We start from the raw sequence: 8,365 nt of genomic DNA, 5'->3' as shown, positions 1-8,365 counted from the left end.
GCCGGGCGCGGCGGTGCGGTGGCTCGGCGGGCGCGGCGCCCCGGTGGCCCCGCCGACGCATTCATCGAGAAGACGGTTTCGCCCGCATCGCTCGAGTAGCGGTGTGCGAAAAGCTCTTCTCGACGCGTCCCCGGGGCGGGTGATGCCCGTGTGTCAGTGACGGCCCTGACGCAAGCCCACGATCGTCACGTGAGGTGGCGGTCGGCGGGTCAGAAGGGCAGACCGGGGATCTGCGGGAGCTCGAAGGCGCCGCCGGCGATGCCCGCGCTCACGGCCAGCGCGACCGAGACGCCCAGGCCCGCGACGAGGACCAGTCCCGCGCCGACGACCGGGTCGTCCAACGAGCCGCCATCCAGCGACCCCGACTCCTGAGCGACATAGTGCACGCCGGCCTGGGAGGCCTCGTTCGGCGCCGCGTGAGCGGGTGCCGCGGCGACGGTGGCCGCGGCGGTCAGGGCGAGGGTGGCTGCGAAAGCTCTGGTCGTTCTCATGGCCCCACTATCGCACTCGCCCGGTCCCGCTCGGACTTTTCCGGTGGGATACGTGGGGCGCTTGTGACAAGAGTTCTCTTACGTTACGGCTGTTGCTCCCTGTCGGCCGCGTGCGGCGGCCGTTATCGCGCTGCCGCGCTGCTCACGCGAGTGGACTGTTAGTTCACGAGGCTTCTCAACTTGTCACTTGTGAAGTCGTCGTTCGGCCTTGACTCATGTGATTCCCAAGTTAGCATCGCTTACAGCGGCTGAGATTCAGTCGCTTCTCATGATCCAAGGGAGACTTCCTCATGCGTCTTTCCACCAAGATCGGTGCGACCATTTCTTCGGCGGCTCTGGGTGTTGCCGCCGCTCTCGGCGGCGCGGGGTCGCCCAGGCTCAGTCTCTCGGGTCCCTCGGCCAGGATGCCGAGGCCGAGCTGGAGCTGGCGATCACCAACGCCGACGCCGCCGGGGCGGAGGGCACGCTGACGAACAACACCGAGTACGACCTCAATTGCTTCGTCGGCGTCGCTGAGGCGGACACGGTGACGGCTGCCGCGGAGGGTGCGGCGGACGTGGAGAACCTGGGTGACTACTTCGCGGGCCTCGCCGCCGGCGCCGATGTCACCGGGCCCCTGGTCGTCGAGGCCGGAGGCACGGTCGACTGGGACGTGGTCATCGGCGCCGAGGAGGACTTCCGGGCCGGCGCTCTCGCGTACTGCGAGGGCGGCGACGACGAGGGCTTCGTGGTCGACCTGGAGGCCGGCGGCTTCCTCGGATCCCTCGACATGGGATCGCTCGGTAGCTGATAGCGCCGCCACCTCAGCGGAAGCGCCCCGTCACCGGCAGTCGGTGACGGGGCGCTTCGCCGTCGGCGACGGTGCCTGGGTGGAGCTCGCGCCCGGCCTGCCGAGAGCCCCGCTCCCACATTCGGAGTCGACCCGCATCGAACTCACGCGCACTGCTGCACCTGCAGGGGTACGTGCTTCCGGGTCGAGCGTCTTGGACGCGTGTGGTCATACGAACGGGCGACAGCGCGTGCGCGAGACGGAGAGTTCAATGATCGAACCAGCGGCCACACGGCCGCGTTCGTTAGCTGATCGGAGCTCATCATGCGCCACCTCACGCGGTTCGGCGTCCTTTCCGCGACGACAACACTGGCCGGGACGATGACACTCCTCGGCGCCGGCCTGGCAGTAGCTCAGGGCTCGATCCCCTGGACGCTGGACAGCCCCAGCAGGGTCACCGCCGAACGAGGCGGGGGCGGGGAGATCGTGGTGTCGTACGACAACCGTTCGGGACGCGACTTGCTCTGCGGCGCATACGTCGGGACCCCGGGGACGGTTCAGCATCTCTATGAGGTGCACGTGCGGTGGGGCTTCCCGGGCCGCATCGGACCGATCGCGTCCCAGTCTGACATCGGCATGATCGGCCACGAAATATCCGTCGGCCGAGGGCGCACGGCGGCGTTCGCGGTTGCTGACGGGGCCTCGGGGCCAGTGGCCTTCGTCTGTGAGGGGGGAGCTGAGGAGGGCGAGGACGTGCTGGTGCCCGCGCCGCCTCCGGAGCTGACGGATACGAGCTTCCGGCCGGAGGTCGTCACCGTGTGTACGTTCTCGGACGAAGGTGCGGATGGGTTCACCTACGCCGAGCTCGAGAAGTCCGCGGGGGGCGGCGACGGTGGCGGGCTCCTCGGATCTCTGGCAGGCCTGACTCCAGTGTTCTGGTCCTAAGGAGCGCGGACGGGCAGCGCGCCCGTCGGGGAGTGGGGGCCTGCGGGATCACCCGTGGAGGGCGAAGGCGGTGCGGACGGCGTCCACGGCCTCCTCGACCCCCACCCCGGCGGCCGCGGCGCGATCGGCGAACTCCTCCGCCGCGCGGGCGAGCGCGGCGGCCGCCGCGTCGGTTTCGGCGACGAAGGTTCCCGAGCGGCCGCGTCCCTCGAGGACGCCGCCCTGCTCGAGCTCGCGGTAGACCTTGGCCGCGGTGGCCGTGGAGATCCCCACGTCCTCGGCGAGCGTGCGTACCGCGGGCAACCTCGTACCGGGGGTGAGAAGTCCGCGACGCGTCGCCTCGACGATCTGGGACATGAGCTGGCGGAACGGGGGTTCGGTCGACTGGGGGTCCACCGCCAGGACGATTCCGCCGACCTTCGATCCGGCCCCCGCCCCGCTCATACTCAGGCCCACACCTGGTCGATGGCGGTGACCTCCCGCGGCGGCTCGGCAGGCACGGCGGCAGCCGGGGTCCGGGAGAAGCGCGGCGCGGGAGCCGGGCCCACATCGCCGGCGACCTCGACGAACGTCTCGCGGGCCGCGTTGTGCGGATGATCCAGCGCCTCGGTGTAGGTGAGGACCGGCGTCGTGCACGCGTCGGTGCCGTAGAACACCTCGGCCCACTCGTCACGGGTCTTCTCGGCGAACTTCCCGGCGATGATCTCGCGCAGCTCGTCCCAGCGATCCATGTCGAACTGGCCGGGCATCCCCTCGCCGTCGATACCCAACAGTCGGGCGAACTCGGCGTAGAACTGCGGCTCGAGGCAACCAACCGCCATGTACTTGCCGTCCGAGCACTCGTAGACGTCGTAGAACGGGTAGCCCGTGTCGAGCATGTTGGTCCCGGCGACGTCGGACCACTGGCCCCGCGCCCGCATCGCCCACTGGAACTGGCCGAGCACCGAGGCGCCGTCGGTCATGGCGGCATCGATGACCTGGCCCTTGCCCGAGGTCGCGCGCTCGATGATCGCGGCCAGGATGCCCTGGATGAGGAACATCGAACCGCCGCCGAAGTCGCCGACGAGGTTGAGCGGCGGCACAGGGCGCTCGCCCTTGCGGCCGATGGCGTTGAGATGCCCGGTCAGCGAGATGTAGTTGAGGTCGTGGCCCGCGGTGTGTGCGAGCGGCCCGTGCTGGCCCCAGCCGGTCATGCGGGCGTAGACGAGCCGGGGGTTGAGCTCGAGGCACTCGTCCGGGCCCAGGCCCATTCGCTCGGTGACACCCGGGCGGAAGCCCTCCACGAGCACGTCGGCCTTCCCGATGAGCGTGCGGACCTGCGCCAGGCCCTCGTCGCTCTTGAGGTCCGCCTCGACCACGGTCCGGCCGCGGCGCGTGATGTGGGCCCAGCCGTCGACGGACCTGGCCAGCTCACCGGGACGCATGACGGTCACCACGTCGGCGCCCAGGTCCGCCAGCATCATGCAGGCGTGGGGGCCGGGGCCGATGCCGTTGAGTTCGACGACGCGGATGCCGGCCAGGGGGCCGGAGGAGGCAGTGGTCACGGGTGTATGCCCTTTCGTGTGGCGTTTAACACACCGTATATCCTCGGCCGGCGCGCGAGGGACACAGGCGCGACCGGGATGGCGGCCACGAGGTGAGACGGGTCAGGGGCTGAGCAGATACTCCAGATCGGAGGCGTCCACCAGCGGGTCGTCCAGGTCGATGGTGATCCGTGAGTGGGCCAGGAACCGGGCACGGCCGGTGACGGACGTGTGCAGGGCGGGGAAGTCGCCGACCATGCCCTCCTCGAGCGCGGTGCCCAGGAACCGGTTCCCGCGCGGCGAGATGGTCTCCAGGGTGTCGCCGGGGGCGACCTCACCCAGCGCGGCCATCAGCGCGAGCCTGGCCGAGGTGCCGGTCCCGGTCGGGCTCCGGCAGATGACGCCCGGGTGGACGTATGTCGCCGACGGCGACTCGAACCGCCCGGTCCCGAGAGTCCGTACGCGCCCCGTGAAGTGGACGAACGGCAGCGGGCCCACATCGCCGAGCGAGGGGTGCTCCCGCCTCAGCCCGGGGCGAGCCGCCCGGACGAAGGCGTCTCCGAACGCGGTGAGAGCGAACTGCTCGTCGGCCGTGAGTTCGAAACCGTGGTCGGCCGCCCGGATCAGCGCGAAGTAGGCCCCGCTCCAGACGAGATCGAACCCGACCCGGCCGTAGTGGGGCACCTCCACGGCGAGCCCCTGTTCGGCGACGAAGGCCGGCTCGCCTCGCGTGGTGATCGACTCCACCCGGCCGCCGACGATCCGAGCGGTGTTGCGGGACAGCCCCGCCGGCGACTCCAGGACGATCTCCTGAAGCCCCTCGGTCGCCGGGATCATCCCGCTCTGGAGCAGGGCGGTCGCGGTGCAGATGGTGTTGGAGCCCGAGTACAGCGGATACCCCATCGCCTCCATGATGATGTACCCGGCCACGGCCTCCGGATGAGAGGGCTCCACGATGAGGTTCACCGACATCGCCGGGTCGCCGTACGGCTCCGAGAGCAGCAACCGGCGCAGGCCGTCGCCCTCTCTCTCCAGGTAGCGAGCCTTCTCCAACACGTTCTTCCCCGGTAGGGGCTCGATGCCGGAGGTGACGATCCGGCTGACGTCGCCGCCGCTGTGGGTGTCGATCAGCTCCAAGACGCGTTCACGATCCATGGGGAGCTCCTACCGTGTCCCAGTGCCGGTCGGGGACCACGATCAGGTTCCCGACGTGGGTCTTGCTCATGAAGGCGCGCTGCGCCTCGTGGAACTCGGAGAGCCGGTAGGCGCGGTGAAGCAGGGGACGGATGCGGCCGTCCTCGATGTACCCGACCAGCCGCCGGAACGCGGTCCTCGTACCCTGCGAGGAACCGTGGAGCTCGAGCTGCTTGAGGTACATGGTGCGTAGATCGAGATCCACGACCGGCCCGCCGATGGCCCCGGCCGTCCCGTACCGGCCTTCCGGACGCAGAATCCTCAGCAGGTCGTTGAACAGTGGGCCCGCGACCAGGTCGCCCACCACGTCGATCGGGCCGTCGACGCCCCGCTCCACCTCGCCGACGAGATCGTCCGAGTCGCGGAGGAACACCGCCTCGGCGCCGATCTCGCGGAGGGCTTCTTCCTTTCCGGCGCTCGTCACCGCATAGGGGATGGCGCCGCGAACGCGGGCGAGTTGGATCAAAGCCGAGCCCACTCCTCCGGAGGCGCCGGTGACGAGGATCCGTTCACCCGCGCTCAGGCGCGTCCGGTCGAGCATCTGTTCCGCGGTCAGATAGGCGCAGCAGAAGGTGGCCAGGCCGGCGTCGTCGATGTCCGTGGTGACCTCGTAGGCGTTCTCGGCGGGGACCGCCACGTACTCGGCGTAACCGCCGTCCCGCCCGTGGCCGATGTAGTCGATGTCGGCCAGGCTCTCGTCGCCCTCCGGTCGGTTGTAGATGCTGAAGTCGACCATCACCCTCTGCCCGACACGATCCTCGGACACCGCGTCTCCGACGGCGACGATCCGGCCGACGATGTCGGTGCCCTGGATGCGGGGGAACTCGAGCGTGGAGCGGCCACGCCGCCACGAGGAGACCGCCGTCGGGTCGGTGTCGCTGCCGTAGGCACCCTGGCGGACCCACACGTCGGTGTTGTTCATCCCGCAGGCGTGGACATCGATCAGCACCTCACCCGGGGCCGGATCGGGGGTGGGGACGTCATGCGAAAGCACCAGCTGGTCCAGGTCTCCGTGGCCCAGGAGCTGCACCGCGTTCATCGTCGGCGGGTGTGACGGCATCCGTGCTCCTCCTCCGCGCGCCCTGCCGGGACCGCAGCCCGCGGGTGCTTGGTGAAGAGTTTGTCACCCGCAGGCCGCCCCGGTCTATCGGTGTGGCGCACCATTTTTCGAGACGTGGATCACGAGGGATCCGGGCTCGCCCCACCGGCTCGAGGTGGGCGCCTCGAGAGGGCTCCAGGGCTCGCCGCCGGGGGTCCACAGCCGCAGGTCTACTAGCGTGGGAGACATGACCGAAGCGCCCGTCCCATCAGCGCACGATCCCCTCGCCCCGCCCGCCGTGGACCGCATCGGCACGCCGGGCTCGCCGGGCGCGACCCGGGTCATGCTGCTCGGCTCGGGCGAACTGGGCAAGGAGGTGGCGATCGCCCTGCAGCGGCTCGGCGTGGAGGTGGTCGCCGTGGACCGCTACGACGGCGCGCCCGCCCACCAGGTCGCGCACCGCAGCCACGCCATCGACATGACCGACGCCGACGAGGTGCGCCGGGTCGTCGACCTCGAGAAGCCGCACGTCATCCTTCCCGAGATCGAGGCCATCGCCACCTCCTCGCTCGAGGAGATCGAGCAGGAGGGGCTCGCCCGCGTCGTGCCCACCGCGCGTGCCGCCCGGCTGACCATGGACCGCGAGGGCATCCGCCGCCTCGCCGCCGAGGAGCTGGGCCTGCCGACCAGCAGGTACGCCTTCGCCTCGTCCGTCGAAGAGCTGCGCGACGCGTGTTCGGCGATCGGCTTCCCTTGCCTGGTCAAGCCCACGATGTCGTCGTCGGGTAAAGGCCAGACCACCCTCCGCGGTCCCGAGGACGTCGAGGCGGCGTGGAGCGCGGCGCAGACCGGCGCCCGCGTCGCGGGGGCCCGGGTGATCGTCGAGTCGTTCGTCGACTTCGAGTACGAGGTCACGCTCCTCACCGTCCGCAGCGTCGACCCCGAGACGGGGCGGATCCGGACCGACTTCTGCGAGCCGATCGGCCATCGTCAGGAGCGCGGCGACTATGTGGAGTCGTGGCAGCCGCAGCCCATGACGCAGGACGCGTACGACTCCGCCCGGTCGGTGGCCGCGCGGATCACGGGCGCGCTCGGCGGCGTCGGTGTGTTCGGCGTGGAACTGTTCGTCAACGGCGTCGACGTCTACTTCTCCGAGGTCAGCCCCCGCCCCCACGACACGGGCCTGGTGACGCTGCGCAGCCAGGTGCTCAGCGAGTTCGAGATGCACGCGCGCGCAGTGCTCGGCCTGCCGGTGGTCACGACCATGGCGAGCCCGGGAGCGTCGGCGGTCATCTACGGCGGCGCGGGGATCGGCGACGGGAGCGTCGACGCGGTCGGTTTCGAGGGCGTGGCGCGGGCGCTGGCGGTGCCGGAGGCCGACGTGCGCTTGTTCGGCAAGCCGTCGGCCAGCGAGTTCCGCCGCATGGGGGTGGCGGTGGCGACCGCCGAGGACGTGGACGGCGCCCGGGAGCGGGCGCGCGAGGCGGCCTCGCGGGTGCGGGTGGCGGTGTAGGTGCGTGGCGATGTGGTGATCATGGCGGCGAGTGTGACCCGGGGGTACGACATGGCGCGGGGGACCGGACTATGACGACGACGAGGTCCGCGGCTGACGACGCACGCGATCTGCCGCCCGAGCCGACGGCTCCGTGGATTCTCGTACTGGCCGGGGGTGTGGTCCTGCTGTGGCTGGGCGTGCTGGCCTGGCAGGTGGCCGTCCTGCCCGAGCGGGTGCCGACGCATTTCGGCGCCGACGGGCGGGCCGACGGGTGGTCCAGCCGGAACGGGGCCCTCGCGTTCTCCGCGCTGATCCCGTTGCTCGTCGTGCTGCCGATGCCGCTGCTGTCCCGACTGGTGCTGTGGGCCCCCGGCCAGATCAACGCGCCCAACAAGCAGTGGTGGACGGCCACCGGCCCGAGGCTGCGGCGGTTCGAGCGGCTGATGCGCGAGGACCTGTGGCTGATCACGACGGTCACGCTGCTCCTGCTGGTGGCCGGGCAGGTGGGCATCGTGCTCGCCGCGCGGTCGGGCGGCGACGCGATGCCGACATGGATCCTCCCGGTCGCGCTGGTGGTCTTCCTCGTGGCGATCGGGGCGGTGATGGCGCGGACGTTCATCGGTGGCCGGTACGCCGCGCAGCCCGACCTCGACTGAGCGATGCCCCTGTGGATGGTCGTCGACCCCGTCCACAGGCACCTGTCGGTGAGGGCGTCGTGTCGGTGCGGACCCCTAGCGTGACCTGACGAGCGGCGCGGAGTGCCGGGTCGGAGGGGAGCGGGGTCGATGGCGGGGCAGGACGGGGGAGCGGCCGCAGCGGCCGTGGGGGACACGGCGGCCGCGGCGGTGCAGGGGCCGCTGGGGGCGGTCGTGCTGGCGTTCGAGCAGGCGGCGGTGACGGCGGAGGCCG

9 protein-coding genes are annotated in these 8,365 nt (G+C 70.8%); 4 read left to right on the top strand and 5 right to left on the bottom strand.

Features of this window, described 5'->3' with window-relative positions; all coding sequences use genetic code 11:
* Positions 1-209: 209 nt before the first annotated feature.
* The gene (locus G6030_RS04145; RefSeq protein WP_007629422.1) at positions 210-491 is read right to left on the bottom strand and encodes a hypothetical protein; all 282 of its coding nucleotides are present in this window, start codon (positions 489-491) and stop codon (positions 210-212) included.
* 268 nt (positions 492-759) lie between these two features.
* On the opposite strand from G6030_RS04145, the gene G6030_RS04140 reads away from it, so the two are divergent.
* A complete protein-coding gene (locus G6030_RS04140; protein WP_182642295.1) occupies positions 760-1,281 on the top strand; it encodes a hypothetical protein in 522 nt (173 codons plus the stop codon).
* Positions 1,282-1,584: 303 nt separating this feature from the next.
* Entirely contained in the window at positions 1,585-2,205 is a 621-nt protein-coding gene (locus G6030_RS04135; RefSeq protein ID WP_182642294.1) for a hypothetical protein, read from the top strand.
* 48 nt (positions 2,206-2,253) lie between these two features.
* Here G6030_RS04135 and G6030_RS04130 read toward each other — a convergent pair whose 3' ends face one another.
* The 4 genes from G6030_RS04130 to G6030_RS04115 form a co-directional block, all read right to left on the bottom strand.
* The gene (locus G6030_RS04130; protein WP_050797155.1) at positions 2,254-2,649 is read right to left on the bottom strand and encodes a GntR family transcriptional regulator; all 396 of its coding nucleotides are present in this window, start codon (positions 2,647-2,649) and stop codon (positions 2,254-2,256) included.
* A gap of 2 nt (positions 2,650-2,651) precedes the next feature.
* Positions 2,652-3,749: a CoA transferase gene (locus G6030_RS04125; protein ID WP_182642293.1), complete on the bottom strand. Its 1,098-nt coding sequence runs from the start codon at positions 3,747-3,749 to the stop codon at positions 2,652-2,654.
* Between the two features lie 102 nt (positions 3,750-3,851).
* Positions 3,852-4,883, bottom strand: a complete 1,032-nt coding sequence (locus tag G6030_RS04120) for a proline racemase family protein (protein ID WP_007629406.1) — start codon at positions 4,881-4,883, stop codon at positions 3,852-3,854.
* Entirely contained in the window at positions 4,873-5,982 is a 1,110-nt protein-coding gene (locus tag G6030_RS04115; protein ID WP_182642292.1) for an alcohol dehydrogenase family protein, read from the bottom strand. Before G6030_RS04115 ends, G6030_RS04120 begins: the two co-directional genes overlap by 11 nt.
* Positions 5,983-6,208: 226 nt before the next feature.
* Between G6030_RS04115 and purT the strand changes: the two genes are divergently transcribed.
* Positions 6,209-7,474, top strand: a complete 1,266-nt coding sequence (gene purT / locus G6030_RS04110) for a formate-dependent phosphoribosylglycinamide formyltransferase (protein ID WP_182642291.1) — start codon at positions 6,209-6,211, stop codon at positions 7,472-7,474.
* A 71-nt stretch (positions 7,475-7,545) separates the two neighbouring features.
* Positions 7,546-8,112, top strand: a complete 567-nt coding sequence (locus tag G6030_RS04105; protein WP_182642290.1) for a DUF1648 domain-containing protein — start codon at positions 7,546-7,548, stop codon at positions 8,110-8,112.
* The last annotated feature ends 253 nt before the right edge of the window (positions 8,113-8,365 follow it).

Source organism: Dietzia sp. E1, assembly GCF_014145015.1.
GTDB lineage: Bacteria > Actinomycetota > Actinomycetes > Mycobacteriales > Mycobacteriaceae > Dietzia > Dietzia cinnamea_A.
Note: the sequence above shows the minus strand (reverse complement) of the source record. Positions and strands in the feature narration are given on the sequence as shown.

Excerpts from the sequence above, each read along its gene's own strand:
- G6030_RS04115 (WP_182642292.1), bottom strand. The coding sequence starts at position 5,982 with ATGCCGTCACACCCGCCGACGATGAACGCGGTGCAGCTCCTGGGCCAC.
- G6030_RS04130 (WP_050797155.1), bottom strand. The coding sequence starts at position 2,649 with ATGAGCGGGGCGGGGGCCGGATCGAAGGTCGGCGGAATCGTCCTGGCG.
- G6030_RS04120 (WP_007629406.1), bottom strand. The coding sequence starts at position 4,883 with ATGGATCGTGAACGCGTCTTGGAGCTGATCGACACCCACAGCGGCGGC.
- G6030_RS04140 (WP_182642295.1), top strand. The coding sequence starts at position 760 with ATGATCCAAGGGAGACTTCCTCATGCGTCTTTCCACCAAGATCGGTGC.
- purT (WP_182642291.1), top strand. The coding sequence starts at position 6,209 with ATGACCGAAGCGCCCGTCCCATCAGCGCACGATCCCCTCGCCCCGCCC.
- G6030_RS04145 (WP_007629422.1), bottom strand. The coding sequence starts at position 491 with ATGAGAACGACCAGAGCTTTCGCAGCCACCCTCGCCCTGACCGCCGCG.
- G6030_RS04135 (WP_182642294.1), top strand. The coding sequence starts at position 1,585 with ATGCGCCACCTCACGCGGTTCGGCGTCCTTTCCGCGACGACAACACTG.
- G6030_RS04105 (WP_182642290.1), top strand. The coding sequence starts at position 7,546 with ATGACGACGACGAGGTCCGCGGCTGACGACGCACGCGATCTGCCGCCC.